Origin of the sequence: Bifidobacterium cuniculi (assembly GCF_000741575.1) — a bacterium.
Taxonomy (GTDB): domain Bacteria; phylum Actinomycetota; class Actinomycetes; order Actinomycetales; family Bifidobacteriaceae; genus Bifidobacterium; species Bifidobacterium cuniculi.
The window spans coordinates 1-26,956 of the sequence record NZ_JGYV01000009.1; the positions used below are offsets into that span (position 1 = coordinate 1).

23 protein-coding genes and 1 tRNA gene are annotated in these 26,956 nt (G+C 62.9%); 3 read left to right on the forward strand and 21 right to left on the reverse strand.

What is annotated here, in order from left to right; translation table 11 throughout:
* Nucleotides 1-99: 99 nt before the first annotated feature.
* From BCUN_RS05820 to obgE, 9 genes are all read right to left on the reverse strand, one after another.
* Nucleotides 100-1,764: an isopeptide-forming domain-containing fimbrial protein gene (locus BCUN_RS05820; RefSeq protein WP_033518409.1), complete on the reverse strand. Its 1,665-nt coding sequence runs from the start codon at nucleotides 1,762-1,764 to the stop codon at nucleotides 100-102.
* A 471-nt stretch (nucleotides 1,765-2,235) separates the two neighbouring features.
* A complete protein-coding gene (rplA, locus tag BCUN_RS05825) occupies nucleotides 2,236-2,925 on the reverse strand; it encodes a 50S ribosomal protein L1 (RefSeq protein ID WP_033518407.1) in 690 nt (229 codons plus the stop codon).
* A gap of 14 nt (nucleotides 2,926-2,939) precedes the next feature.
* Complete coding sequence (gene rplK / locus BCUN_RS05830) at nucleotides 2,940-3,371, reverse strand: 50S ribosomal protein L11 (protein ID WP_033518406.1); 432 nt, start codon at nucleotides 3,369-3,371, stop codon at nucleotides 2,940-2,942.
* A gap of 286 nt (nucleotides 3,372-3,657) precedes the next feature.
* The gene (gene nusG, locus BCUN_RS05835) at nucleotides 3,658-4,581 is read right to left on the reverse strand and encodes a transcription termination/antitermination protein NusG (RefSeq protein WP_033518403.1); all 924 of its coding nucleotides are present in this window, start codon (nucleotides 4,579-4,581) and stop codon (nucleotides 3,658-3,660) included.
* A 101-nt stretch (nucleotides 4,582-4,682) separates the two neighbouring features.
* On the reverse strand, nucleotides 4,683-4,913 hold the full coding sequence (gene secE, locus BCUN_RS05840; RefSeq protein WP_033518401.1) for a preprotein translocase subunit SecE: 231 nt from the start codon (nucleotides 4,911-4,913) through the stop codon (nucleotides 4,683-4,685).
* A gap of 44 nt (nucleotides 4,914-4,957) precedes the next feature.
* Nucleotides 4,958-5,030, reverse strand: a tRNA-Trp gene (locus BCUN_RS05845).
* A gap of 218 nt (nucleotides 5,031-5,248) precedes the next feature.
* Entirely contained in the window at nucleotides 5,249-6,469 is a 1,221-nt protein-coding gene (locus tag BCUN_RS05850; RefSeq protein ID WP_162178416.1) for a pyridoxal phosphate-dependent aminotransferase, read from the reverse strand.
* A 131-nt stretch (nucleotides 6,470-6,600) separates the two neighbouring features.
* The gene (gene proB / locus BCUN_RS05855) at nucleotides 6,601-7,731 is read right to left on the reverse strand and encodes a glutamate 5-kinase (protein WP_033517172.1); all 1,131 of its coding nucleotides are present in this window, start codon (nucleotides 7,729-7,731) and stop codon (nucleotides 6,601-6,603) included.
* 143 nt (nucleotides 7,732-7,874) lie between these two features.
* On the reverse strand, nucleotides 7,875-9,551 hold the full coding sequence (gene obgE, locus BCUN_RS05860) for a GTPase ObgE (RefSeq protein ID WP_033517170.1): 1,677 nt from the start codon (nucleotides 9,549-9,551) through the stop codon (nucleotides 7,875-7,877).
* 685 nt (nucleotides 9,552-10,236) lie between these two features.
* Between obgE and BCUN_RS05865 the strand changes: the two genes are divergently transcribed.
* Together BCUN_RS05865 and BCUN_RS05870 are read left to right on the forward strand one after the other, a co-directional pair.
* A complete protein-coding gene (locus BCUN_RS05865) occupies nucleotides 10,237-10,692 on the forward strand; it encodes a helix-turn-helix domain-containing protein (protein WP_033517168.1) in 456 nt (151 codons plus the stop codon).
* 14 nt (nucleotides 10,693-10,706) lie between these two features.
* On the forward strand, nucleotides 10,707-12,110 hold the full coding sequence (locus tag BCUN_RS05870; protein ID WP_051920857.1) for a type II toxin-antitoxin system HipA family toxin: 1,404 nt from the start codon (nucleotides 10,707-10,709) through the stop codon (nucleotides 12,108-12,110).
* Here the strand turns inward: BCUN_RS05870 and BCUN_RS05875 are convergent.
* From BCUN_RS05875 to BCUN_RS05905, 7 genes are all read right to left on the reverse strand, one after another.
* A complete protein-coding gene (locus BCUN_RS05875; RefSeq protein ID WP_152598160.1) occupies nucleotides 12,031-12,933 on the reverse strand; it encodes an Ig-like domain-containing protein in 903 nt (300 codons plus the stop codon). The genes BCUN_RS05870 and BCUN_RS05875 overlap by 80 nt on opposite strands.
* 168 nt (nucleotides 12,934-13,101) lie before the next feature.
* Nucleotides 13,102-13,362, reverse strand: coding sequence for a 50S ribosomal protein L27 (gene rpmA / locus BCUN_RS05880; protein WP_033517164.1), 261 nt, complete (start codon nucleotides 13,360-13,362; stop codon nucleotides 13,102-13,104).
* A 60-nt stretch (nucleotides 13,363-13,422) separates the two neighbouring features.
* The gene (rplU, locus tag BCUN_RS05885) at nucleotides 13,423-13,731 is read right to left on the reverse strand and encodes a 50S ribosomal protein L21 (protein ID WP_033517162.1); all 309 of its coding nucleotides are present in this window, start codon (nucleotides 13,729-13,731) and stop codon (nucleotides 13,423-13,425) included.
* A gap of 494 nt (nucleotides 13,732-14,225) precedes the next feature.
* Complete coding sequence (locus BCUN_RS05890; RefSeq protein WP_033517160.1) at nucleotides 14,226-14,567, reverse strand: type II toxin-antitoxin system PemK/MazF family toxin; 342 nt, start codon at nucleotides 14,565-14,567, stop codon at nucleotides 14,226-14,228.
* Entirely contained in the window at nucleotides 14,564-14,833 is a 270-nt protein-coding gene (locus BCUN_RS05895; RefSeq protein ID WP_051920858.1) for an AbrB/MazE/SpoVT family DNA-binding domain-containing protein, read from the reverse strand. The genes BCUN_RS05890 and BCUN_RS05895 overlap by 4 nt, the downstream gene beginning before the upstream one ends.
* A gap of 244 nt (nucleotides 14,834-15,077) precedes the next feature.
* A complete protein-coding gene (locus BCUN_RS05900) occupies nucleotides 15,078-15,716 on the reverse strand; it encodes an RloB family protein (protein WP_033517156.1) in 639 nt (212 codons plus the stop codon).
* Nucleotides 15,716-17,017, reverse strand: coding sequence for an AAA family ATPase (locus tag BCUN_RS05905; protein WP_033517154.1), 1,302 nt, complete (start codon nucleotides 17,015-17,017; stop codon nucleotides 15,716-15,718). Before BCUN_RS05905 ends, BCUN_RS05900 begins: the two co-directional genes overlap by 1 nt.
* A 421-nt stretch (nucleotides 17,018-17,438) precedes the next feature.
* Between BCUN_RS05905 and BCUN_RS12275 the strand changes: the two genes are divergently transcribed.
* Entirely contained in the window at nucleotides 17,439-17,957 is a 519-nt protein-coding gene (locus tag BCUN_RS12275; protein WP_152598159.1) for a hypothetical protein, read from the forward strand.
* A gap of 389 nt (nucleotides 17,958-18,346) precedes the next feature.
* On the opposite strand, the gene BCUN_RS05920 is transcribed toward BCUN_RS12275, so the two are convergent.
* The 5 genes from BCUN_RS05920 to BCUN_RS05940 all read right to left on the reverse strand — a co-directional run bounded on the left by BCUN_RS05920 (nucleotide 18,347) and on the right by BCUN_RS05940 (nucleotide 26,483).
* Nucleotides 18,347-21,472 carry a SpaA isopeptide-forming pilin-related protein gene (locus tag BCUN_RS05920; RefSeq protein ID WP_034258474.1) on the reverse strand — a complete coding sequence of 1,042 codons (3,126 nt, stop codon included), beginning with the start codon at nucleotides 21,470-21,472 and terminating at the stop codon, nucleotides 18,347-18,349.
* Nucleotides 21,469-22,254: a Cna B-type domain-containing protein gene (locus tag BCUN_RS12555; protein WP_033517687.1), complete on the reverse strand. Its 786-nt coding sequence runs from the start codon at nucleotides 22,252-22,254 to the stop codon at nucleotides 21,469-21,471. Before BCUN_RS12555 ends, BCUN_RS05920 begins: the two co-directional genes overlap by 4 nt.
* 537 nt (nucleotides 22,255-22,791) lie before the next feature.
* On the reverse strand, nucleotides 22,792-23,850 hold the full coding sequence (locus BCUN_RS05930) for a Cna B-type domain-containing protein (protein ID WP_033517688.1): 1,059 nt from the start codon (nucleotides 23,848-23,850) through the stop codon (nucleotides 22,792-22,794).
* 72 nt (nucleotides 23,851-23,922) lie between these two features.
* Nucleotides 23,923-24,942, reverse strand: a complete 1,020-nt coding sequence (locus tag BCUN_RS05935; RefSeq protein ID WP_420796468.1) for a class C sortase — start codon at nucleotides 24,940-24,942, stop codon at nucleotides 23,923-23,925.
* A gap of 53 nt (nucleotides 24,943-24,995) precedes the next feature.
* On the reverse strand, nucleotides 24,996-26,483 hold the full coding sequence (locus BCUN_RS05940; RefSeq protein WP_051920861.1) for an isopeptide-forming domain-containing fimbrial protein: 1,488 nt from the start codon (nucleotides 26,481-26,483) through the stop codon (nucleotides 24,996-24,998).
* Nucleotides 26,484-26,956 lie beyond the last annotated feature (473 nt).

The window sequence follows — 26,956 nt, forward strand, 5'->3', positions numbered from 1 at the left end:
AAGAACCCAAGGTTCTTCGACCCGGTGCCCGCTTTAATCCGGGAAACGCCCCCGACCCGGTGCCCGCTTTAACGAAAAAGGGACAGACGGGTGCGTCCGCTAGGCGCGGCGACGGCGCACGGCCACGACCAGACCGATGCCGGCAGCCAGCACCAGGACGGCGCCGATGCCGTAGAACAGCGTGGTGCCGATGCCGCCGGTGCTCGGCAGCATGGAACCGGAGGTGTTCTGGATGTTCAGCGTCACGTTCGGGCTGGTGGTGCCCAGCAGCTTCGGGTCGTCGGACGTGATCTCATGGTCCGCGTTGATGGTGAACACCTCGGGGGCCGCGGTGTTGTAGCCGCCAGGGGTGTGGGACTCGACGAGCTTGTAGGTGCCGGCGTCCAGGCCCTGGAAGGACAGCGTGTAGGTGCCGTCGGCGTTCGCGGTGACGGTCTTCGTGGCGCTGGTCTCCAGGCCGTTGGTGTACTCGACCCAGCCTTCGGAGCTGGCGGTCGGGTTGGCGTCGGTGCCCGTGTACTTGTACAGGGTGAACTGCGGCAGGTCGTTGTCGGCAGGCTTGCCCACGTCGAAGGTCTTGTTCACGTCGACCTTGTAGGTGAAGACGGCGACCTTGTCCTCCGGGGTGGTGGAGGTGGTCTCGCCGGAGCCGTCGTTGCTGGCGTTGTCGGAGAAGGTCAGCGACGCGGTGTTCGGGTTGCCGTCGCCGGCGATCACGGCATTGGAGTTCAGGGTGGCGTCGTAGCTGACCACGATCTGCGTGTTGGGGCCGATGTTCGCGGCGGTGCCGTCGTCGGCAGTCTGGATGGCCTTGAGGTTGTCGTTGGTCAGGGTGAGGACCGTCTGGCCGTCTGCGTTGGTGCTGGTGGCGACAGTGAAGTACTTGGTGATGTTCTGCGCGCTGGCGGTGGACGTGTTCGGGTTGTTCACCACGTTCACCTGGATGCTGGACTGGTCCAGCGTCAGGCCCTTGGACAGGGTATCGGTGAAGACGTACTTGAAGGTGTCGAAGGAGGAGTAGTTCGCGGGGATGGTGCCCACGAGGATGTACGGGACCTTGTCGCCGATGTTGTAGTCGGCGGAGTCGATCCACGTGGTGCTGCCGGTGACGTCACCGTTGGGGTCGTTGTCCTTCACCTTCTTGGTGAGGGTGACCGTGCCGCGCTTGGCGGCGATGGACTGCGAGCCGGACAGGTTCGTGTTCACGATGAACGACGAGTTGGTGTTCGTGCTCGGCGCGCCGTTGACGGTCTGGTTGAACAGGTAGTAGCCGAGCGGCAGGTCGAAGGTGACGGAGGTGGCGCCTGCCGCGGCGGTCTGCACCTGGTCGGGCTCCAGCTTGGCGTCCTTGATGGCGGCCATGACGCTGGCGGCGAAGCTGCGCACCGCGGCGGCGTCGCCGCCGGTGGTGGCGCTGCTGCCGGCGCCGGTGAAGGCGTCGTCGGGCAGCTTGGAGATGTAGTCGATGATGCCGGCAGGCGTGGTCTGGCCGGTGACCTGCTGCAGGACGGCCGTGTACTTGCTGTTCAACGCGTACGCGACCTTGGCGTCGGCGCCGGTGCCCGAGGCGCCGGTGACGGTGAGCAGCTCGTAGGCGGCATAGGTGTCGCCCGGGGCCAGGTTCGTGATGGTGATGCTGTCACTGCCGCTGGCAGTGCTGTCCGTCGTGTCGTCGGCGGACGCCGTGGCGACGCCGACCAGGCCGGCGGCGGCGATGGCGAGCGCGGAGACGGCGCCAGCCAGGCTCTTCCAGACCTTCCTCATGTGAAATCTCCTTGTCATGTTGTCCCTCGCCTCACGGTCCGGCAAAAGACACCTGTTCCTCTATGCCCGTGCATGCGCATGGACGCGTGCACGGCAGGTGCCAACCATGTGGTCGATCCGTGTGGGTTCCCCTTGGACAGTTCCCCCTGCCATTTATCGGCATCTGCAATTGCCAGCCGTACGCGCACTGGATTCGGGCGTCGGCGTATTTGCTGAACGCGCAACGGTGCAGGGCGTCCCGGCAGATGCGTTAGGGCGTGTGTTCCTGCGTGCCAGAAAAATCACGGGAAAACGTAAGATTTCTAGCACGCAGGAACACACGCGGCAGAGGATGCTGTCGGGTATGACAAGGCCCCGTTTCCCTCATTGCTGGGAAACGGGGCCTTGGACCCTGACCGGGCCGTCCGGCGTTCCGGCCGCCGCGCATGGCGGGCCGTGGCGTCGGGCGGTCCGGACCGGCGAACGTCAGGCTCAGATGGAGGCGACGTCGACCGGGATGCCGGGGTTCATCGTGGAGGTGATGGTCGCCTTGGTGATGTAGCGGCCCTTCACGGTGCCCGGCTTGAGGCGCTTGATCTCGTCGGTCACGGCGCGGAAGTTCTCGTCGAGGTTCTCGGCGGGGAAGCTCAGCTTGCCGAACATGAAGCTCAGGTTGCCGTTCTTGTCCACGCGGAAGTCGACCTTGCCGCCCTTGATGTCCTTGATGGCCTTGGTGACGTCCATGGTCACAGTGCCGGTCTTCGGGTTCGGCATGAGGCCACGGGGACCGAGCACGCGGCCGAGGCGGCCGACCTTGCCCATCATGTCCGGGGTGGCGACCACGGAGTCGAAGTCGAGGAAGCCGTTGGCGACCTTCTCGACGAGGTCGTCGTCACCGACGATGTCGGCGCCGGCCTCGAGGGCCTCGGTGGCCTTCGGGCCACGGGCGAAGACGAGGACCTTGGCGGTCTTGCCGGTGCCGTGGGGCAGGTTCACGGAGCCGCGGACCAGCTGGTCAGCCTTGCGCGGGTCCACGTTCAGGCGGAGCGTGGCCTCGACGGACTGGTCGAAGTTGTAGGTCGGCATGCTCTTGAGGAGGGCGATTGCCTCTTCCGGCGTGTACAGGTTGTTGCGATCGATGCGCTCTGCCGCTTCGCGGTACTTCTTGGAATGCTTAGCCATCTGTCTGTCTCCTCTCAGTCGGTCACCGTGATGCCCATCGAGCGCGCAGTGCCCTCGATGATCTTCATTGCGGCTTCGACGTCACGAGCGGAGAGGTCAGCCATCTTGGTTTCGGCGATCTCGCGCACCTGGTCCTTGGTCACCGTGCCGACCTTGTCGGTCAGCGGGTTGGACGCGCCCTTCTGGATGCCGGCGGCCTTCTTGAGGAGGGCGGCGGCCGGAGGGGTCTTGAGGATGAAGGTGAAGGAACGGTCTTCGTAGACGGTGATCTCGACCGGGATGACCTGACCCATCTTGTCCTGCGTCTGAGCGTTGTACGCCTTGCAGAAGTCCATGATGTTCACGCCATGGGAGCCGAGGGCCGGACCGAGCGGCGGGGCCGGGTTGGCCTTGCCAGCCTCGATCTGGAGCTTGATCAGCGCCGAGACTTTCTTCTTGGGAGCCATAGTATGGTTCTTCTTTCTGTCAAGCGGTCAAACGGTGCGGGTTCGACCCCGCGCCTTCCGCATCACTGTTGCTGTGCTGTGCAAGCGGGTGCGCCAATACGCCCCCTCCATGACACAACTTATCCATTATTGCACGACCCATGCCTAACCATAAGCGCCCCGCATCCCCCCGCCCTCCTCCCCCACGAGAAATTGTTCATTTTTTGAACAAAATCTAGGGGGTGAGTCCGGTTCACCGGACTCACCCCCTAGATTTTGTTCAAAAAATGAACAATTTCTCATCAGGTCAGTCGATCTTCTCCACCTGGTTGAAGCCGAGCTCCACCGGCGTGTCACGGCCGAAGATGCTCACCAGCACGGTGAGCTTCTGCGTGGTGGGCTCGACGTCGGAAACCACGGCGCTCATGGTGGCGAAGGGGCCGTCGGTGACGGTCACCTGGTCGCCCACGGCGTAGGAGACCTCGACGGTGCGCTTCTTGGCGGCGGCGGGCTTGTCGCCGGCGGCCTTGAGCGCCTGGGAGGCGATCATCGGGGCCATCATCTGCACGACTTCCTTGCGGGTCAGCGGTGCGGGCTCACGGGTGGGGCCGACGAAGCCGGTGACGCCCTCGGTCTCGCGCACGATGCGGCGGGCGTCCTCGTCCGGGTTCATGCGGATGAGCACATAGCCGGGCACGCGCACGCGGGTGATGACCTTCTTGCCCTTCTCGGTGTGCTGCTCGACCTCCTCCATCGGCACCTCGACCTGGAAGATGGTGTCCTCGAGGCCGTAGCTGGAGACGCGGGACTCGATGTTGCTCTTCACGCGCTTCTCGTAGCCGGAGTACGTGTGCAGCACGTACCACTTGCCTTCCAGCGTGCGCAGCGACTTGGAGAACTCCTGCACGGCGATGGCGCCGGCATCGGCTTCCTCCTCCGGGGCGTCGTCGTTGGCGTCCTCGTCGGCGGCACCGTCGGAGTGGTCGTCGGAGTACACGGACGGCGAGGCGTCCACGGACTCCTCGATGCTCACGGATTGTGCCTCGGCCTTGTCGGCGTCGTCGGCCAGGTCGGATGCCGCCATGGCGTCGTAGGCCATGCCCTCGGCGATGTCCTCGCTGTCCGAAGCCGCCTGGACGTCGTCGATCTGATCGTTCGCGGCCGTCTCGGCGTCGACCGTCTCCTCTGCGCCCGCGACGGGCTGCTGGTCGAGGTTCACTTCGTCACTCATGCACGTTCACCTTTACTGGTTTGCTGGGAAAAACTACAATCATGGAAAATGATAATGCCCCAACGAGTATAACCGTTGGGGCAAACCGTTCGATGCGGCGCTCAGCCGAAGATCAGGAAGGCGAGCTGGCCGAGGCCGTAGTCCATGGCGGTGACGCACACCATGAGCAGGGCGACGAAGATGAACGCCGCCAGCGACCACCAGAACAGCTGCTTGCCGGTCGGGGTGACGACCTTGCGCAGCTCGTCGATGATCTGCTTGAAGAACAGGCCGATGCGCATGAACACATTCGGCTGGATGACTTCCTCACCATGGTCGGTCTTGCGTGCCATGATCCCTCCTGGATTTGAATACACTTACTCGCTGATGGTCTTTGCAGGGAAGGCGGGACTCGAACCCACAACCTACGGTTTTGGAGACCGTTGCGCTACCAATTGCGCCACTTCCCTAGGTGGATCATGCGCGGCCGTCCGTGAGGTCCCTCTCGGCAGCCTCGCAAAACCGCCAAGAAGAGATAATAGACCACGCCGCCGACGATGTCCAATCCCCGGCGCGTGTTCTTTACGTTTCGCCCATAATTCGGCGTGTTACGCCGCGGCGCCGCCCCTCCTTCTCCCCGTTGAGAAATTGTTCATTTTTTGAACAATTTCTCAACGACCAAGCCGCCTCACGCCTCGGCCCACTCCTTGAACCGCTTCATGCCCTCGGCGATCGCCTCATCGCTCGTGGCGTAGGAGAAACGCATGTACCCGGGCGCGCCGAAGGCCTCGCCGGGCACGGCGGCCACGTGGGCCTCCTCCAGCAGTGCGTCGGCCAGCTCGGCGCTGGTGGAGAAGACGCGGCGGTTCGGCCCGACCGGTCGGCCGAGCAGTCCGCTCACCTCCGGGAAGGCGTAGAAGGCGCCGGTCGGCATCGGGCAGCGTACACCGTCAATGTCATTGAGCGCACCCACGATCGCCTTGCGACGCACGTCGAAAGCCTCACGCATGCGATCGACGGCGTCCAGCGGACCCGCCACGGCCGCCAGCGCGGCACGCTGCGCGATGTTGTTCACGTTGGAGGTCATGTGCCCCTGCAGCTTGCCGGCGGCCTTGGCCACGCGCCCGGGCGCCACCATCCAGCCGACGCGCCAGCCGGGCATCGCATAGGTCTTGGCCACGCCGTTGAGCACGATCAGCTGCTCGCGCACCTCGGGCACTGCCGCGCCCGGGTAGACGGTGTGCACGCCGTCGTAGTTGAGGTGCTCGTAGATTTCGTCGCTGATGACCCACACGCCGTGCTCGACCGCCCACTCGCAGATCGCCTTGATCGTCTCGCCGCTCCACACCGCGCCGGTCGGGTTGTTCGGCGACGTGACGATGATCGCCTTGGTGCGCCCGGTGCGCGCGGCCTCAATGGCGTCGATGCTCGGCTCGAAGTTCACGTCGGCGCCGGCGAACACCTCGACCGGCTTGCCGCCGGCCAGCTTGACGGCCTCGGGATAGCTCGTCCAGTACGGCGTGGGGATGATGACCTCGTCGCCGTCGTCGAGCAGCAGCTGGAAGGTCTCGTAGACGGCCTGCTTGCCGCCGTTGGTCACCACGACCTGGTCGGCGGTCACCGGGTAGCCGGAGTCGCGCAGCACCTTCGCTGCGATGGCCTCGCGCAGCTCGGGCAGGCCGGCGGTCGGCGTGTACTTGTAGTTGCGCGGGTCGTCGACCGCCTCCTCGGCAACCTTGACGATGCTCTCGGGCGTGGCGAAGTCGGGTTCGCCGGCGCCGAAACCGATGACGTCGACGCCGGCGGCCTTCATGGCCTTGGCCTTGGAGTCCACGGCGAGCGTGGCGGAGGGGGACACCGCGTTGATGCGGTCGGACAGGGGGAGCTCTGCAGTAGTCATGCTGCCCATGGTACCGGCGTGGCCGCCCATTGCCTGGGTCATTGCTCGTTTTTCAAGCAAAGACCCGTGGGGAAGGCTGGTAATGCCCCAAAAGTGACTCTCCGAAGCGATTCGGAGCCCTTCCCCGGACTTTCCACGCCTTACACCAGCACCAGGTTGTCCCGGTGCACCACCGGGTGCGCATACTCCTCGCCCAGGATCCGGCGCAGCTGCGCGGTGGTGCGGCCGAGCATGTCGGGAATCTCCTCGGAGTCGAAGCCGACCAGGCCGCGCGCCAGGTGGTTGCCGTCCTCGTCGTCGATCCACACGGCGTCGCCGGCGGCGAAGTCGCCGCGCACTTCCACGACACCGGCGGCCAGCAGCGATGCCCGCCCGCCGCGCACGGCCGCCGCGGCGCCGGCATCGACGACCAGCACGCCCTGCGGATGCGACGCGAACTTGATCCACAGCCGCCGCGCCGACCCGCGCTGGCGCACGGGAGCGAAGGCGGTGCCGACGGCGTCGCCCATGAGCGCGGGACCGGCGTTCGGCGCGCAGGTCATGACCGCGGGGATGCCGGACACGGACGCCATGCGCGCCGCCTCGAGCTTGGTGACCATCCCGCCGGTGCCCACGCCGGAGTCGGAGCCGCCGACCTGGATCCCGTCGATCATCGCGGCGACGTCCGGCACGAAGCCGATGCGCTGCGACCCCGGCTTGCTCGGCGGCGCGGTGTAGAGCGCATCGACGTCGGTGAGCAGCACGAGCGCGTCGGCGCGCACCATGTTCGCGATGAGTGCGGAAAGCCGGTCGTTGTCGCCGAAGCGGATCTCGTTGCTGGCCAGGGCGTCGTTCTCGTTGACGATGGGCAGCACGCCCAGCTCGAGCAGCCGCCCGATGGTGCGCCGCGCATTGCGGTACTGGCGCGGCTGCATGGTGTCCTCGGCGGTGATGAGCAGCTGGCCGACCCTGATGCCGTAACGGGCGAAGGCGAGTTCGTACTGCGCCATGAGCAGCCCCTGGCCGACGCTGGCCGCCGCCTGCTGCGTGGCGACGTCGGTGGGCCGCGATTCGAAGCCGAGCGGCCCGAAGCCCGCGGCGATGGCGCCCGAGGAGACGAGCACGACGTGGCCGCCGAGCATGTGCACCTGGGCGAGCGCACCTGCGAGCGCCTCGAGCTTGTCGACGTCCAGGTGTCCCGACGGCTGCGTCAGCGAACTCGACCCGACCTTGACCACGACCGTGCGCGCCGCCGCCACCGCGCGGCGTGTCTCTTCCTCGTTGTGTTGCATTGGTTCTCTTCCCTGGCTGTGCCTTGCACCCTTGCTAGAAATTGTTCATTTTTCTGAACAAATCCAGGGTGGGCCGCACACGCGGCCCACATCCTGGATTTTGTTCAGAAAAATGAACAATTTCTAGCAAGGGTGCAGAACGCCTACTCTTCCTCGTACTCCTCGGGCTCGCCGCGGCCGAACAGGCTGGTTTCGTCGTGGCGGTCGTCGTCAATGCCGGGGTCGGCCCAGTGGCCGGCTTCGCGCTCGGCCTGCATGGCGGCGCGCACGGCGGCGCGGGCGTCCATCATCTCGTGGTACTGGCGGCGACGCTCCGTGTTGGTGCGGCGGTGGGCACGGCCGGAGTCCTCCTCGAGGCGCAGGTCCTTGCCACGGCCGCCCAGCTGGGAGCCGTCGAGCATCTCGGCGCCGGCGGCGATGGTCGGATCCCAGTCGAAGGCGACGGCGCGCGCGCCGCGGCCGATGCGTACCTCGTCGCCCGGCTTGGCGCCGATCCTGCGCAGCGCATCCTCCACGCCGAGCCTGGCGAGGCGGTCCGCGAGGTAGCCGACGGCCTCGTCGTTGTCGAAGTTCGTCTGCATGACCCAGCGTTCGGGCTTGGTGCCGGTGACGGTGAACCAGAAGTCGCCGTTGCGGTCCTCTTCGCGCACGATGTCGAACTCGCGCACGTCGCGGCCGGCGCGGCGGCGCGGCCCGCTTTCCTCCAAGGGCTTGATGATGACGCGCTCCTCCTCGGCGGCCTCTTCGCGCTGGGCGATGTCACGGCGCATCTCGGTGACGAGGTTGGCGAGCGCGAAGTTCAGCTCCTTGAGACCCTCGTGGGAGGCGGTGGAGACCAGGTAGACGGGCAGGTCGAGCTTCTCGAATTCCGGCTTGACGAACTCGGCGAGTTCCTTCGCCTCGGGCATATCGACCTTGTTGAGGATGATGACGCGCGGGCGTTCGGGGATCGGTATCGCCCCGAGCGGAAGTTCGAGGTCGTTCGCGTAGATGGCGAGTTCCTCTTCGAGCGCATGGTAGTCGTGCAGCGGGTCGCGGTTCGGTTCGAGGGTGGCGCAGTCGATGACGTGCGCGATGATCTCGGTGCGTTCGATGTGCCGCAGGAACTGCAGGCCCAGGCCCTTGCCCTGGGAGGCGCCGGGGATGAGGCCGGGCACGTCGGCGATGGTGTAGCGCATGTCGCCGGCCTGCACGACGCCGAGGTTCGGCACGAGCGTGGTGAAGGGGTAGTCGGCGATCTTCGGCTTGGCGGCGCTCATCGCGGCGATGAGGCTGGATTTGCCGGCCGACGGGAAGCCGACGAGTGCGACGTCTGCGATGGACTTGAGCTCGAGGATGATGTCCCGCTCCTCGCCGGGTTCACCCAGCAGCGCAAAACCGGGGGCGCGACGCGTCTTGTTGGCGAGCGCGGCATTGCCCAATCCACCCGCACCGCCTGCCGCGGCGACGAAGCGGTCGCCGGCGTGTCGCAGGTCGGCGAGGACTTCACCGGGGCGCTTGGGCTGGCCTTCGGCGCCTCGCGCGGTGAAGACGACGGTGCCGACAGGCACCGGCAGGATGAGGTCGTCGCCATTGGGGCCGTCCTTGGTGTCGCCCAGGCCCATGGTGCCGTTGCCGGCGGTGCGGTGCGGCATGAAGCGGAAGTCGAGCAGTGAGTTGGCGTTGGGGTCCGCCACGAGGATGACGGATCCGCCCCGGCCGCCGTTGCCGCCGTTGGGGCCGGCGAGGGGCTTGTATTTCTCGCGGCGGATGCCGGCGGAGCCGTTGCCGCCGTCGCCGCCCTTGACATGTACCGTTACGCGGTCCACAAAATCACTCATGCCCACCAGCTTACCGGCAGCGGCCTATTGGGTGCCTTGAGAAACCTCTCGTTTTTTCGTGACATTTCCAGGGCGGACTTGGGCTGGCTGGTTTTGTGTGCCCGTCTTCGGGCACAAAGGCAGACACGGTTCTTGTTGTTCAGGGTGTGCAAGCCACAGGCAACAGGGGCCAGCCCTTCAAGACACGCGCCTACGTTTGTGTCGGCACGCCAGTGGCGACCGGTACGTCCCGGCCGCCCATCTGCCGCGCCGGACCCGTATCCACAGGTGCCGCGACCTGTCCGATGCGCCGTACTACCTAGCCTTCGTGCGACCCGTGGCGTGCCTGCCGCCTCCGGGACAGCAACACCATAGACAGATCGACGGCCAACCACTTTCCCGATATCGGAACGATCCGCTTGCCTGCTCAGCGCCTCGGCAATCCGGGCGTCCACGACCGAAGGCGTGCAAGGCAACCGGCGAATTCATCCGGGTTGCGGCGCGAGCCCGCACAAATTCGCCGTAACGAGAACCCGGGACGACGAATCCTTACAGAACCGGGCAAGTTCCCGTACAAATTCGCCCTAACGAGAGATTTCCAGGATGAGGAAACAAGAGAACATCGCACTGACTTTGTCAATATGGCTAACATCACCTACGATGTTAGCCATATTGACAAAACCATCGGAAAAGAAAGAAGGCGGTTATGGGCATGATCCCGGTTCACTCCATCCGACAAGTGACCGTACTGCTGCGAGACGCACGCAAGTCACTTGGCTGGACCCAGGATGAACTGGCCGAGCGGGCGGGACTGACACGCTCTTGGGTCAGCATGCTCGAAAGCGGACGTATCGGCGCCCCCGGCATGGATCGAATACTGAGATTGTGCAGCATCCTGGAGGTGGACTTGCTCATGCGCATATCCGAGGCGGATGGGGGAATCTCGCCCGTGCATCCTCCACATCTGGATGAATCACAGCCAAAGCAGCATCCAACTCCGACACCACTCCCCCCGGAAACCGAATTCGCCGATGACGACCTCCAGGAAGACACCGCCGTCGATTTCCCGGTCCAGGTTTCGGGTGCCAACGCCCGACGGGTGAACCGCATCATGGAGCGCCTGGCCCAACGTGCAGAGACAACAGGCGTCCCAGCGCAATAGGAAAGGCAATAAGCATGATTGCAACAACCAAACACTTGCACGTGCTCCTGTCCGGTGCACATATCGGCATGCTCGAAGAGGACCGTGCCGGGAGCCACATGCTGACGTATGATTCCCTGGACGTGACCCCGCTGTCATTGGGGCTTCCCCTGCGTCGCGAACCCTGGACCGGTACCCCGGTAGAGGCATACATCGATGGCATTCTCCCCGACGATCCCGCCATCCGCAACGGCATCGGACGCATCCATGGCGTCAATCCCCGCAATCCATTCGCGCTCCTGACCGCAATCGGCTTGGACTGTGGCGGCGCCGTCCAGTTCATGACGGACGAACAGTATGCCACGTGGCAGTCGGGCAACGCTCCCGCAGATTCGATATATCGCGAACTGTCCGCAGAACGCATCGGCGAACGATTGGCTTCCCTCGTCAACGGCACGGCGTCCTCGTGGCAGATGCCCCAAGAACATTGGTCACTGAACGGCGCACAAAGCAAAATCGCTTTAGCCTATGACCCTCACGGCGACCGATGGTACGAGGCTTTGGGTAGCGCCGCCACCACGCATATCCTCAAGCCAGGAGTCAATGGCTTGCACGAGCAATCCTTCGACGAGTACTTGTGCATGAGGATCGTACGCGCTTTGGGATTACCGACTGCTTCGGTGCAATACCGTCGGTTTGGTACCATGTCCGCCCTCGTCAGCAAACGTTGGGACCGCGCATGGCTTCCGGAGGAAGGACACCAAACGGTGCACCGCATCCACCAGGAGGACATGTGCCAGGCGATGGGTGTGATGACCGCTTTCAAATACCAGAACGAAGGCGGCCCCGGTGCCGCTGCCATCGTGCGATTCATGCGCGAAAATGGCTTTCACGAGGATGACGTGGCCATGTTCTATGGTGCGCTCGTCGTCAATTACTATCTGGGAGGTTCCGACGCCCACGCCAAGAACTACGCGATCCTTGAGCCTCCCGGCGAGGCGCCACGCTTGGCACCGCTGTACGACATCGCCTCGCTCTATCCCTATCAGCCAGGACGGAAGCAGTTCAGGATGGCGATGAGCATCGGGCATGACTATCGCTGGGACCGCATCGGATTGCGTTCATGGCGCGAACTGGCGCGCCAAAGCGGCAATCCTGATGACTTCGACGTCCTGGTCGTCATGCTCCGAAGATATGCGCGAATCCTGCCGGACATGGCACGCAGCATAGGCCGGGAATCCCTGCAGACAGCCCGTGCGTTGCCCGGCGAAAATGAGGAATCGTTGGCCCGCAAACAACGCATAGCAGAGCGCGTGCTGGAAGGCGTCGAGGCACAGATACAACGAGTCACCCACGAATTCAATCCGGCAAGCAATGGCATAGGGCATCAGTCTGACAGTCCGCCCGAATGGCTCCGTTCCCGGGACAGCCCTCGTTGAGAGATATCTTTTGGGATGGTATGGTCCGGTATCCCTGATGGAAGGTTGGCGGAATACCGGGCTTTCTCCGAATCGGATACGTGGCCATATGCCCGAATTTGATATCTCTCAACACCGCGGACGCACCGGCAGGCTGTCCACGGAACCGAAGCTGGTGGAGGGGAACTTCGCCAGTGCGGGACGCGCAGCCGCGGCATTCCCCGCAGCCGCTCCGGCAGCACCGGCGTCCCCGCAGGCACCCCCGCCACTGTCCCCTGCTCCTGTATCCTCGCCGGGTCCCGTGTGACCGGGCACCGCACCACCGCCCGAGGCCGCAGAAGCCGCCGATGCTGCCGCCGCCGGTGGCCGCCCCGCTGTCCTTGGTGACCTGGCCGTCCACGGTGACGTAGCCGGACAGTTCGGTGCCGGCGTCCTCGCTGAATTCGATGATGGCCTTGCCGTTGCGAATGGTCCAGGTGGCGCGGGTGCGTCCGCTGGAGTCCTTGAAGGCCTGCACGCCGATGTCGTGAAACTGCAGGTTGGCCGGCAAGTCATAGGTGAGCCGGTCGCCTGCCTGGATGGCGGTGTCGTTGCCCACCTTGAAGGCGATTTCCAACCGGACCGTGTCACCCACGGACACCGGCGTGTTGTCCGCCAGGGTGGCGCATCCGCCGCCGTTGGCTTGCGCGCAGACCTGGAAGGAGCTGTGGTCGGCGTCCAGCCAGCCCTGGGCGTCGATGTCGTAGGTGGTGGCAGCCGCGGCGGCAGGAACGAGGGCCAGCAGCATGGCGAACGTGGTGAACAGGGAGATGAATGCGACAGCGATGCGGCGACTGACTGCCATCCGCGGCGCCGTCGCCGGGGTCGAAAGCGTCACTCGGGCCATGGCTGGCCGCCTCTCTCCTACCGGCCGCCCAGCAGTCCACTCAACCCCGCTACCCACGAAGTGCATGCGAAAAAGCCGCAGCGCTTCTGCACTGCGGCTTTCACAACGTATATGTGGCGCGGAAAACTACTCCGCCACGGCCTCGACCACGTCGACGACCTTGCGGTCACGACGGACGCCGAACTTCACCTGGCCATCGGTCAGGGCGAACAGCGTGTGGTCCTTGCCCATGCCGACGTTCTGGCCCGGGTGGAAGTTGGTGCCACGCTGACGAACGATGATGTTGCCCGCGATGACGGCCTCGCCGCCGAACTTCTTCACACCAAGGTATTGGGGCTTGGAATCGCGACCGTTGCGCGAGCTGGACGCACCCTTCTTATGTGCCATGATTGGTTCCTTTCGCTAACTAAGCTGGTTGAAAACCTTGAAACTGACTTGTCGGGAGAATCAGGCGATCTCGGTAATCTTGACGAGGGTCAGCTTCTGACGGTGGCCCTTGCGGCGAGCCACGCCCGTCTTGTTCTTGAACTTCTGGATGCGGATCTTCGGACCCTTCGCATCGTCGTTCACAACCTCACCCTTGACGGTGATCTTCGCCAGGTCCGCAGCGGCGAGGGTGACCTTGCTGCCATCCACCACGAGCGCAACCGGGAACTCAACGGTCTCGCCGTTCTTAGCAGCAAGACGATTCACGAGGATGGTATCGCCAACCTCGACCTTTTCCTGATGGCCGCCGGCCTTCACAATCGCGTACATAATCAGTTCCTTTATTCACTTGGAAAGCTTACTGCCCGGCATGCGCGAGCCCGCGGCCAGACACCAAACGCCAACTATACACACGCCCACGAACAATGCCAACCCCCGCGACACACCGGGTTGCCGCATCCGTCGTTACCCCGCAAAGCGCCATGGTTCTCGTCCTTACCGACATGTGCAGCATTCGCAGCAAGGAGCGTCAGCCCCGCACCCACCACTACTTGCCTATGAGGGGTAGGTTAAGCAACACCCCTCCTAGTATGCCCCTTGGTATTCCAACCTTTTCAAGGCCTTATACTCGGCGGGTTCCGCTTGACCTACTCCTCATAAGCAGCCAGTGGCGCCCTAGGAGCCGTATGGAAGCCTTGCACCCTTGTCTGGAGGCTTCCCTACCTAGAAATATCACGAAAGATTTCTAGGTAAGGAAGCCTCCACATGTGGAAGGTATGCTCTCATGGGATTCCTCCCAGCCGCCCCGCCCACACGCAGCCGGGTCAATCAATCACACAGGACAGAACGAGCGCCGTGACGGCATCCATCTCCTGCGGACGCAGGCAGCCAACCACCTGCGCATCACGGGCTTCCAGATCCAACGCCTTTAACTGTTCAACCTCCACAAAACCATTGACATCCCCGTCAGCACCGACAACCCGCACCTGATGATGCAGGGGATATCCGTTACCTGCGGAAGTAATGGGGCATACCATGGTCAAATGGCATCGCGCGTTGAACCCATCGTTGGAGACAACAACCATGTAGCGACGTTTCGTCTGCTCATGCCCGGCAGACGGATCAAGCGTCGCCACTACGACATCCCCTCGGCGAAAGTCACTCACAATTCCTCCCGCCCTACGGGTGCCGCAAAGGCATCTTCCTGGGGCTGATACGAACCGTCATACTCCAGAAACAATGCGCCGATATCAGGCACATCAAACCTGCCGACACGACGCCCGGAAGCCAAAGGTGTGACGACCAGGCTTCCATCAGACACCTCCAAGCTGACCGTGTCTCCGGCATGCAACCCCAGCTCTTCCCGGATGCCCTTGGGAATGCGAATCGCCTCGCTATTCCCCCACTGAGCCACTACAGCGTGAGATGCCATGATTCCTCCTTGCCTCCGCTAACGCACAACCATATGTAGATACATAGTATCTACATATGGTTCCGGGAATGCATCCTCTGTGTTGCGTCTCCCTCAAGGCACAGATATCGGCCGGAGAAGCTCACTCATGAGCGGAGGCCGCAATTCGAGGCTGGTGGCGCGCTAGGCGTGATTGCTTCCCTCCCTAGAAATGTCAAGAAAAAACGAGAGATTTCTCAGAGGGACGGGACGCCAATCTGCATCCTCATGCGCGCTTCTCGCGGCCATCCAGATACCTGATGACCGCAGGCATATCCGTCCACGGCGCATACGCGGGCCCATTGAGCTGATCACGGCCCACCCGCTTGCCATCGTCATTGTGCTTTTCGGCATTCCGTACCGCAACATCCAACAGATCGCCGACATCCTCCAGATGCACGTACTTGCCGCGCGCACCACCGGACACCTGCAATCTTACGGCTTCCGCCTCGGCTGCTTTTGCCTGCGTCAACGACGGCGGACACACCCTGACGTGGTCTATCAGCCACACTTCGAAGCATGGGTTCGAAATGATCAACTCGATTCCGTGGCTTCGGCAATACTGCTGTGCATCGCGCAAATCCGTGAATTGATCAACGTCCACGACAACCCAGACGCACTCATACGGATCGACATCGGTATCCCGACGGTCCTCATCCCTGATGCGAACTGCCTGCCTCGCCAACTTGGAGGGACTCTCGTTGTACGACCGGTAGTCGATGACTATTCCATACACCGATTCCAGCTGCTTGAAGTACTGCCTTTCCGTGACCTCGCCGCCTGCGACGACCAGATAACGATGCTTGCGCTGGCGTGCCGACCGTCGTACGCAACGGCCGTGGGGGAGTTCGCGACGCCGTCCCACTATGCCGCCTCCTGCGCCATGATCTGCGCGAAGACATCGTGGAAGGCCGGCTTCGGGGCCGCTCCATAGACGCCGTTGAGATAGTTCTTGCCGATGTTCTCGCCCTTGCGCAGTCCCATATCGGTTGCCGGGAAAAGTTCGGATGAGCCATCTGGACCTTTCTCCACGAACCAGACCTGATCAGGCGCAAGGACATGGTGACCCGATGCTGGCACGTTGATCAAGGACACGTCATGGGTGGTGAAGATCAGTTGGGCGCCATGCGGATTGGTCATGGGATCCGTATACAGCTCCACGAGCTCCTCCACGAACTTGGGATGCAGGCTCGTGTCGATTTCGTCCACCAGCGTTACCGTCGGCCCCGCAAGGTTGATCAACGCCATGGAGAAGAAAGACAGGGCGGCACGGGTGCCGTCCGACTCCTCCTCTGCACCCAGCGCCGCACCTGTGTCGCCGCCGTGCCGGAACAGAAGATGCAGCGCAGGGCCGCCTTCCAGCAACCCATGCAAATCACCACCTTCCTCGAAGAGTTCGGGCTGGGTTTGCTGCAATTGCGCGAACATGGGCAGCAAATCGACTTTCTCCAGCTCGATGTCATCGATCCCGAAATCCGCATATCGCACCAGCTGCGACAGGTGCTTGGCAAAAGCACTCCCCGCTGCCAACTCGTTGAGGATGCGCCGCTCCTCCGATTTGAAACCTGCAGCCACGTAGTAGCGGATCTGCACGGAGAAGAAGTCAAAAACCGGCTGGGTCACTTCCACGCCTACGGCTGCGCACACCGAAAGCATCAACGCATTGGGACGCTTCGCCACCAGTTCCTTGATCTGTGCACGCGCACCCTTGAAGGCAGCCCCGTATGAGACGTCCTGACCATCTCGACGGAACAACAGTGCCGAACGGGTCGAAGGCCGTCCGTCGATGACGTTGTAGCGACGCAGTTCCTCTGACACGATCACCTGCGAATCGCACGCAAAGGAATACCGATACCGCAATCCATCCTGCCCCAGGAATTCCACATAGAACTCCGTGGCCTCTTCCCTGCTGTGCCGATCCAAACGAAATGGCTCCTGCGGCACACCGCTGTTGACATCGCCCTCTCGGTAACTCGATACCACCATGCGCTGCATGGCCTCGAACGCCTTCAGGAAATTCGATTTACCGGATGCGTTGGCCCCATACACGGCCGATACGGGCGATATATCGGCCCCCTCAGTCGCATCTCTCTCGTCTCGTTCCATGGAGAATGCCTGTTCATCACGGAACGACCGGTAGTTCCTGAAACTGAAATCGATGAGCATGATACCATCTCCCACAATATTCTTTTCAAGAACTATATCATATTTGTACCTTTCTGCAAAAAAGAACTACTTCTTACGATTGCAGATACCTGAAGCGCTCACATCAGACGCGCACGCACCATCCATCATCGCGCGCATTTTCTTATGAGGAGTAGGTTAAGGAGAACCCCTCAAGTATGCCCATTGGCATTTCAACCTTTTCAGGCACCCATACTCGGCAGGTTCCGCTTAACCCACCCCTCATAAGCACAATGCCACCTAAACAAGCCCAAACCCTCCAGCCGGACTCCGCCCCAGCACCTGCGACCGTAGGTGGTGTATCTGATAGAAAGAACAAGGAAAGGAATAGGTTCGAAGGAGCAGCTCCATGGATTCTTGTTGCGCATATGGAGACGAGAGCATCCGAATCCAAGGCTCGGGCATGCCCACATACTATCTTGGTGCTTGCATCTATAGCGAGCCCGAGGATTCCCTCCGCTCCGATCTTCTTCAAAGAACCGGCGTCGACGTTCCCAAATTGCATTGGCGCGACATGACTACGCACGTAAAACAACGGGCTATTTCAGCAGTAACTTCATATGAACCGACTTTTGTAGTTGTCGCTCTTCGCCCCATGGTATCGATGTCCCAAGAACGTGCTCGCGGAAAGTGCTTTGAATACCTCCTCCCTCTCCTCGAACAACAATACGGCGTGGCGCACCTTTTCATGGAATCGCGAGAAAAAACACAAGACAAGAAGGACATTGCCCTTATCCAAGGCCTCCGATCACGACATTATATCGACACACTGCGCGTGGATTTCCGTTCAGGAAAAGAGGACGCCCGATTATGGCCCGCAGATCTGCTCCTAGGTGCTTTGGGGGACATGGAGCATACGTTACAATCGCCAGATTACGCCATCCAGGACATGCTGCATGAATACACCATCAGTGGAAAATGAACGTCAAGGAGCTCCATTAGTATAATTGACCATAGGCCAGCCTCTGCGGAGGATATGGAAGTAGGAGCCGGATTCCCTGTGCATCATGGGGGCCGGCTCCTGCGCTATGTTTGGGAAGAGTGCGAAAGCGCTTCCGTGAAACCTTACGTGCTTGTTCCTGACGAGAAGCCCCGTCTTCTGCGAACACCTCACCGCCAGTGCAAGGCCAATCAGAATCATCATCGCGCGCATTTTCTTATGAGGAGTAGGTTAAGGAGAACCCCTCAAGTATGCCCATTGGCATTTCAACCTTTTCAGGCACCCATACTCGGCAGGTTCCGCTTAACCCACCCCTCATAAGCACAACGGCACCCCCGGGGAGGCATGTGTGGCGCCCAGTCACATCCCGCCTACGCCCGCAGACGCCTCATCGCCAGCGCCAGGCCGACCATGGCCACCAGCACGATGCCCAGACCGCCCAGAACCACCGCCAGCTCGCCACGGCCGCCCGTGTCGGGCAACACGAAACCTGGCTCATCGGTGATCACACCGTCGTCACCGAGCGAGATCACGGTGCCCGCCGTGGAGGCATCCACGGTGAAGGTGAAGGTCTTGTCATTGAGATAGTAGCCTTCCGGCGCCTTGGTCTCCTTGACGGTGTACGTGCCCCAGGGCAGGTTCTCCAGCTTGAACCGCCCCGCCGTGGGATCCACGTTCACCTGCCACTTGCCGGCACTGGAAACCGCACACCCGCTCGCCGCGCAATCGCTGACGGTGAAGCTCTGTCCATCCGCACCGGACCCATCCGCCGGCGTATACGTGACCTTCCACTCGGACCCCGGCAGCACCTGCGACTCCCCGCTGCCGCCGGACTTCTTGGCCCACTGCACCGCCCCGAGCAGCCGCTCGTTGGCGATGGCGGTGCCGGACGCCCTGGAGCCGCCGGTGACCGGATCCCCGCTGCCGCCCACGGCACCGCCGCCGCGCACCAGCGCGGACACGACGCCCGTGGAGGACACGGTGAAGTAATAATAAGGACCCTCCGCCTCGCTCGGCGCGGCATACCCGTCCGGCACCTTCGACTCGAAGATCCGGTACTTGCCCGGCACGAGCCCGGCGACGCGGAAGGCCGCCCCGCCCTCCGACACCGTCACCACGACCGTCGGCAGCCCCGACCCCTGGGAGAACTCCATGGAATCCGGGCACCCGTCCGCGCACTGCGACGCCATGTCGAACACCGACGCGTACGACGCCCCGTCCCACTTGGACACCTGCCACGCGGACCCGGCCAGGGCCGCACCGGAGGTGCCGTCCGTCTTCGACCAGTCGACCGCCGTGGGACTGTCCGCCACATCCAGCGAACCGTCCGTGACCAGCGACGCCACGTCCGTGTCCCACGTGAGCTTGCCGTCGGCGATGGTGAACCCGTAGGTCTTCCCGTTGAGCTGATAGCCCGCCGGCGGCGTGATCTCCTTGAGCGTATACGTGCCCGGCTTGAGGTCCGTGATCTTGAGCTGTCCCGCCGCCGAATCGGCGTCCTTGAACGTGCCGGAGACGCCGGAGGTGTCGTTGTCGGTGATCGTCCACGACTCGGTGCCGTTGCTGACCTGCCACACGGAGCCACCGAGCAGCGTGGAGGAATCCCCGTCCGCCGTCTTCTTCCACGCCACGTCGGCGCCGTTGACCGCGTCGACGATGGTGGTGACGCCGTCGGGGGTGCGGTGCATGGTGTCCTGGGTGCCGTCGGCGAGCGTGTAGTCCGGCGCCATGTACACCTGGAAGACGTTGCTGCTCACCGTGCCTTCGGCACCGGTGGGCATCTGGTAGATGTTCGCGTTGAGCTTGTAGCCGTCCGGCGCCACGGTTTCACGGATGTAGTAGTTCGCGTTGGGCGACAGCCCTTCCACCTGGAACGAACCGTCATTGCCGTCGGCCCAGTCGCCGGAGGACAGGTCGCCGTCCTTGACCACCATGAGTGCCTTGGACGCGTCCCCCGCCTTGGCCGCCGCGAGCGACCCGTACACGGCGAACGAGGCCCCCGGCAGCAGCGTCTCCTGCATGTCCGCCTTGTTCCACTTGAGGCCCGCGGACTGGCTGAGTTCCGCCGCCCACGGGAAGTTGTGCCGTTCGAGGTCCATGTTGATGACCGACGCGGAGTCGGTGCCGCCGATCGGCGTGGGGCTGTTGAGCTCGAGGTCCTGGCCGACCCACACGCGGCCGTTGGTGGTCACGTGGCAGTCGAGGCTGCCCTTGGGCACCATGACCGACCCGACGAATTCCGAGGCCGGGTCATCGTTGTTCTTGTTGTTCTTGCCGCCGGTGACGGTCACCTTGGAGGCGTCGGCGAAGTTCCACATGATGGCTTCCGCCGCATGCCCGTACTGCTTGGAGTACGTGGAGGTGGGCAGGTAGCCGCTGGCGATGTCGACGCCGTTCCACCACAGCCGCCAGCCGTGGGCGAAACTGACGTCGCCGCCGGTGACGTTGATGGCGATCGGCGCGTCGGCGGCGATGTCCTTGAAGCTGAAGTCGACGGCCTTGCTGCCGAAGGAATTGAGCTGCTGTGCCGTGAGGTCGAAGACCTGCAGGCGCGAGGTCCCGTCGCCGGTGAAGGTGATGAGCCCCTCTTCGCCCTCGGTGTAGGTGTAGGTGACGGTGGTGCTGCTGTTGGCGTAGTCGGTGACGGTGACGCTGCCGGCCGGCGCATTGCCGACCGTGACCGTCCCGTTGGCTTTGGCCTTGTCCAGCTCGGTGGAGAGCGACTGCACCTGCGTCCCGTAGGTGCCGTAGTCCGTCCCGTTCACGTCGGCGAGCGGCGACGACTGGTTCCACCAAGCGCTGTTGGTGTGCCAGTCGGTCATCTTCCCGACGATGGAATCGCGCCCGCTGTTCGACTGCCAGTGCGTGACTGGCCCGGCGAACTTGCCCGCGAACTCGGGCCCGTGCCAGCTTCCGTCGCCCCACTGGCCCGGCCCGATGAAGCCGCCGTGCGTCCATGCGCCGATGTCGCCGGTGACGCCGCCCGTGGTCATGGTCCCGATGCCGGAGTCCGCGCCGGCCACCACGAGGCCGACCTTGCCCGCGGCCGGACGGAACTGCGACCCGAAACCGGCCGCCACGAAGCGGAAGCCCTGCCCGCTCCACGAGTTCTTGACCGGGTTCATGGCGAGCTTGCCGCCCACCACGGTCAGTCCCTCGGCCTCGGCGGCGTAGGTGCCGATCGGCGCGTTGGTGGCGTTGAGCACCGTCGTGTCAGCGGGTTTGCCCGCCACGTAGTAGTCGCGCCCCACGTAGGTCGCCACGCCCGTGTCCGTGTTGTTGGCGTTGTCCGCGCGGTCCAGGTTCGTGGTCAGCGTCAGGTCGCGCCACGTGGCCATGGAGCCGTCGGGCAGTCCGTTGTCCGCCGCGAAGGCCTCGGGGGCGCCGGCGCTGGGCAGGAAGAACACCGCGACCATGGCCAGCACCGTGACAATACCGCCGATCAGTCCCAGCCGCGCGCGGTGAGCCGTGGAACGATATGCCGTTGAGGAAATCATGCGCGCCGCCCCTCGTCCTGCTCGCCTGCAGCGGAAGCGCGCATGATCATGAGCACGCCGAGCACGACCGCCACCACGGCTACGCCAACGGCGAGCACGGTGGTGGCGCCGGTCTGCGCCGGCGTTTCACCGGCCGTGAACGGTTTGCTGTTGGTGATGGTGACGACTTCGGTGCCGTCGCCGCTGGTGTCGTGGTCGCTGTCCATGGTGTAACCGACGGGCACCTGCCGCTCGACGACCCGCCAGTCATGCCCGGCTGCGAGCTGCGTCCATTCATGCGTCCATCTGTTGGACGCGCTGAGTTCCACCACCTGGTCGACCGCGCCGTCCCTGAGCAGTGCCACCTGAATCGAGGTCGGCCTGTCCGCAGCGAAGCCGTCCTGCCACACCTTGTGCACCTGCAGTGCGGAAGTCGCCGTGGTCGGCGGCGCGCAGTCGCTCTTGGGTTCGATGTCCGCGACCATGCGGTCCGCACCGGCGGCCGCGTATGCGTTGGGCAGTTCGACGAGCATGGCGGACGCGCCGCAGGTGAGGGTGGATGTGTCGACGCGGTCGGCGGTCACCAGGAAGAGCCCCTCCCCCAGTCCGGCGAAGCTCGCCCGGCCGTCGGCGTCGGTGACGGCGGTCGCCTCGGCGGGGGTGCCGTTGGCGGCGATGAGGTCGGCCAGCGTGGCCGCCAGCTCGCGGTACTCCTCCTCGCTGGCGTGCGTCGGCCAGGAAATCGGGAACCGTGCGGTGTCCGCGAAGGCGCCGACCGGCGTGACCTTGCCGTCGGCGAGCATGGCGACCCTGTAGATATGGAGCGTGACGTCCCCAAGGCGCTGGGCCGCTGCCCCTGCTGCGTGCCCGCGGTGTGTGCGTAGGTGACGTTGACGATGCCGGCCTCCGTAAGCTGGTCGGCCGATGCGGTGGCTGCTCCCCCGAGCATGGCTAGGGCCATGGCGATGGCGCAGAGCACTCCCGCGCATCGACTGGCTACCGTGTGGCGTCTCATGATCTCCCCTTCCGAGCAGGGCCATGGGAGATTCATTCGCTCCCGTTGCTGGCCCTAAGAAGGGATGGTAGTAGTACGTCACCGTACAAGTGCCGTTTTCGGCTGTGGGAAATTTTGCCCGCCCCCCACTAGAAATCTCTCGTTTTTCCGTGACTTTTCTAGGGCGACCCGCGCGGGCGGGCCGCGTCCTAGAAAAGTCACGGAAAAACGAGAGATTTCTAGCCCTTGCCATCCGGAGGCCCACCCATCGAAAACCGCATAACAAGACGGCCGCCACCCGAAAGGGATGGCGGCCGCCGGTTTTGGTGCGAAGGAGAAAACTTCGTTACTGCTGGCTGCCCGAGCGACGTGCCTTGACAATCATGAGCACACCGATGACCAGCGCCGCTCCCGCCACGGCACACAGCGTGGCGATCTCGGCACCAGTCTGCGCCGGGGTCGGCGTGGGGGCCGGAGGCGTCGGCGTCGGGGTGGCCGGCTTGGTGTTGGTGATGGTCCAGTAGCTGGTGGTGGCCGAGACACGGTCGACTTCCATGTGCATGGTGTAGCCTTCCGGAACCTCGGTCTCCTGCACCACGTAGTCCATGGACTCGGGCAGGCGGGTCCACTCGTAGGACCAGTTGTTGGCTGCGTTGAGCTCGACGGTCTCGTACTCCTCGAAGGGGCCGTCCTCGTCGAACTGGTAGAACAGGGTCACCTTGATGGAGGTGGGGCGGTCGGGCGCATTGGAGTCGTTCCAGATCTTCTTCACATGGATCGGGTCCTTGCCGCTCCACGGGGTGCCCTTGACACTCACCTGCACCTGACGGCCCTCGTACTCGGCGGCGGTGCCTTCGGGGACGGAGACGAGCTGCGCGGAATACACGGCCTTCGGCAGGGCGTAGAGCGGGGAGATGAGGAAGTACACGCCGTCGCTCAGCCCGGTGAAGGTGACCACGCCGTCGGCGTCCGTGGTGCCGGTGGCCACGTAGTCGGAGCCGAACTGGTTGGCCTTCATGGTCTGGAAGAGCGTGGTGGCCAGGTCGTACCAGTCCTCGGCGAAGGGCTTGTTGCCGTTCTCGTCCGCCTCGTACTTGGTGTCCAGGAGCGACCAGTTGACGTCCTTGAAGACCTCGTCCTTGAATTCGTCGGTGAGCTGGGAACTCAGCGGTTCGTCCGGGTTGTCCTTGTCCCAGTTCGCCACCTTGTACAGGTAGAACTCGGATCCTTCCACCTTCTCGCCGTTGTATTCGAAGGTGGCGGTGATGCTGCCCTTGGCGTCGGTGTCCTCGGGCGGCAGTTCGTCGGCGACCGCCCCCGCGGCACCGAACCCGAGCGTCGCCAACATCGAGGCCACGCACAGCAGCGCGGGTGCGAGCCGGCTGGCAATGGTATGCCGTGTCATGTTCTCCCCTTTTTCCTAGGTTCTGTGTGTAGGTCTTCTCTCCCGCCGCGCGACGCGCGTGCGGCAAAATCCTTATTTCGCGTGCCTCACCTTGGCGTTCGGCAGGCTTCCCCGTCCGGACCGCTTGGAGCGGCGGATGACGATGGAGACGATCCATGCAATGAACAGCACGATGAGTGCCGCGGCGATGCCGATGACGATGGTCTGGTCTCGGTCCGCCTTCGCATACTCCGCTTCGCTGACGGTCTCCACCGGGTTCGGGATCCGGTGGCCGCGCACCAGCAGGCGATGCGAGTTCACGCCGTAGGGCGTGCACGTGATGAGCGTGGCATAGTCCTGGTCGGCACTGAAGTCGAGGTCGCGCATCTCGTTCGGCAGCACCACCCGGATCTGGTCGACCTGGTAGGTGTACGTGTCGTCCAGCACGTGGAAGGCGAAGGTGTCGCCCTCCTTGAGGCTGTCCAGGCCGGTGAAGAGCTTCGCGCTCGGCAGGCCGGTGTGCCCGGAGACCGCCGTGTGGGTGCCCTCGCCGCCGACCGGCAGCGAGCTGCCTTCGAGGTGACCGCCCGCGATCTGCAGCACCGACTCTTCGGTGCCGTGGTAGATCGGGAGCCTGGCCTTGAGTGCCGGGATGGTGATGTATCCCATGATGCCAGTGCCCGTCACGTCCAATGTTCGGTTGTATTCCTCCCGCTCCTCGTCGGTCAGGTTCCAACGGTTCGGGAGGGTGTTGAGCTTTTCGTTGTAGGCGCGGGCGTCGGCGAGCATCTGCTCCTTCTTTTCCGCGCTCATGTCGTCCACCTGCTCGACGTAGCTGGCGACGGCGCGGGAAGCGTGCTGCCTGTTCCACCAGTCCGCGACGGTGGGGTACAGCAGCAGGCCGATGCCCGACAGCAGGACGAGCGAGCAGACCACGATCATGACCGTGATCAGGCCGTCGCCCTTCTTGTTCTTCTTACCCGCGGATGCGGCAGAGCCGCCCATGGATTCCAGAGTGGAGCCAGTGGGCGGCTGCTGGGGTGAGGAACCGCCCTTCCCGGTTGTGTCAGTCAGGTTCTGGCTAGGCACGTCCTTGGAATGACGATTCCTCATGACACCTTTCCTTTAGGGGATTGGTTGTTGTTTTTGGTTTGTCTGAGCGAGGCTCAGGCCTGGCGACGGCGCAGGGCCACCGCGAGACCGATGCCGGCCATCAGGACGATCGCGCCACCCACGGTGTAGAGGATGGTGGTGCCCATGCCACCGGTCTCGGGGAGCTTGCTACCACCCTTGTTGAGGATGGTGGTAGCAGCACCGGTCCCGTTCAGGGTCGCACCGGTGACCGTAAGGGTAGCGGTCGGCTGATCCGACGTAACATCGTGGTTGGCAACAATGTCGAAGGTGACGTTATCAGCCTTGGTGAAGCCTGCAGGGGTGTAGGTTTCCTCAAGGGTGTAGTTACCGGCATCGATGCGGTCAACGCCGAACTTGTAGGCGTCTCCCTGCTTGGTAACCGTCAGATTCTCATAGACCTTGCCGGTGCTGTTGTTGGTCAGTTTGAAGACCGGCAGATCGTTGTCGTTCGGAGTGATATCGAAGGTCTTGGTACCGTCGAAATTCCAAGTGAAGACCACGACCTGGTCGGTCGGAGTGGTGCCCTTGTCGCCGTCACTCTGCTGGTAGGGGTTGTTCGAGAAGGTCAGGTTCGCCTTGTTCCAGTTGCCGCCGGTGCCAATCACGGCATTCTCGTTGAGCGTAGCGTTGTAAGTGACCACGATCTCGCTATTGGAGGTCAGGGCACCAGCTGTATCGCAGGCCTTCAGATCCTCAGTGGCAATGGTGATCGGGGAACCCTCGGTAACCGTGAAGCAGGAGGTAAGATCAGCATCGCCGCTCATGACATTGACGGACGACTTGTCAAAGGTCAGACCTGCATCCAACGTATCGTTGAAGGAGTAGAAGTACGTCTCGTATTCGTCGTACTCAGCGGGCAGAGTACCGGTCAGCTGGAAGGGAACGGTGTCGCCAAGAGCCCAGTCAGCCGAATCGTTCCACTCTCCGTTGCCCTGCCCCTCGGGGGCGTTGGGGTCGCCATTGTCCTGGACCTTCTTTTCCAGGGTGACAGTACCGTTCTTCAGCGTGATCGTGAGGCCTTCCGCACCAACGGTATCCACCATGTAGCGGGAACGGGTATCCCTGCTATCAGTTCCGATAGTAGTGTGCGCGAAGAGGTAGTAGCCCTGGGTGACATCACCAGTGGCACCAATAGTGTCCGCTTCCGCCGTCGGAGAAGCAGCAATGAACGCCTTGGCAAAAGTCTCGACATTCGTGTCCGTTAGATTGTCAAGAACAAGCTTGATGAGATCGGCATCCGTAGCATCGTCTGCCACAGTTGCCCCAATGCCCACGAGGCCTGCCTTAAGAGCATCCTTGTTGGTTGCGTACACGGAATAAACGAACTTACCCTCATCCTCGGACTCGATGTTGAGAATACGGTAGGCAGTCAGCTGATCGCCAGCCTGGTAATTGCTGATGGTGACGGTCGCCTTGTCGGCAACGGTCGCGTAGGCGGCACCGGCAACGGCGCCGAAGCCGGCGAGACCCAGCGAGAGGGCAGCGAGAGGGCAGCGAGGCCGGAAATGCCAGCCTTCCAAACCTTCTTCATATTTATCTCCTTCAATTGGTTACCTTATAAATCGCTTGGATTTATAAGGTAATCTTTTTTGTTATCCCCGTACTCAAACTTGGAGTTTGAAGTGGAGGGTGGCACCGCAGATCCAAACCGATATCGACGGAACCAAATCTTGAGTTGTAGACGCTCCCAACGGCTGGGATTCGTCACCAGGCAGAGCACCTGTGCTTCTGCATCCCACAGCGTAGCACGGTTTGCACCGTCAGCGCAACTCGAGTTGCAAGAACCGGAGTGTTGCTTGAAAAAACAACAAGATGCATTCAGTTGTCTGGTCGCCTGTCAGATAATCGTATACGTAAATTTACAAGTATTCAATCATCATTACGTTTTATTTGCAAACCCCAGTTAACTCACCAAGGTTTTTCGTTCCCTATCGGAACCTTATGGTTAAGAGCATATGCCATGGCAATCGGAAGGGGAAGACCCCGGGCATAC